Annotated in this window: 1 tRNA gene and 1 rRNA gene; both read left to right on the top strand. The window is 46.0% G+C overall.

Features of this window, described 5'->3' with window-relative positions:
• Nucleotides 1-79, top strand: a 16S ribosomal RNA gene (locus tag AAZR23_RS20745); the annotation flags it as partial.
• An 80-nt stretch (nucleotides 80-159) separates the two neighbouring features.
• Nucleotides 160-235 (top strand) — tRNA-Glu (locus AAZR23_RS20740).
• Nucleotides 236-400: the final 165 nt, after the last annotated feature.

Genomic DNA, 400 nt, shown 5'->3' with positions numbered 1-400 from the left:
TACCACTTTGTGATTCATGACTGGGGTGAAGTCGTAACAAGGTAACCGTAGGGGAACCTGCGGTTGGATCACCTCCTTACCTAGTTGATTTGGAATGTGAGTGTTCACACAGATTGTCTGATAGAAAATGAGCAGAGAGCGTCTGCGAAGCTGACTAATGTCCCCTTCGTCTAGAGGCCCAGGACACCGCCCTTTCACGGCGGTAACAGGGGTTCGAATCCCCTAGGGGACGCCAGTCTGCGCGGGTGAGTGAAAGTCATCTGCAAATAATGATTAAGCTGATTCAAGAGTCAGCTTAACAATTATGCTCTTTAACAATCCGGAACAAGCTGAAAAATTGAAACAATCAATATTATCACCGAGGTAATATTGATGAGTCTCTCAGCCGAACAACTTTGAA

The sequence above is a fragment of the Morganella sp. Je.2.23 genome, assembly GCF_051129855.1.
In the GTDB taxonomy this organism is placed as follows: Bacteria; Pseudomonadota; Gammaproteobacteria; order Enterobacterales; family Enterobacteriaceae; genus Morganella; species Morganella sibonii.
Note: the sequence above shows the minus strand (reverse complement) of the source record. Positions and strands in the feature narration are given on the sequence as shown.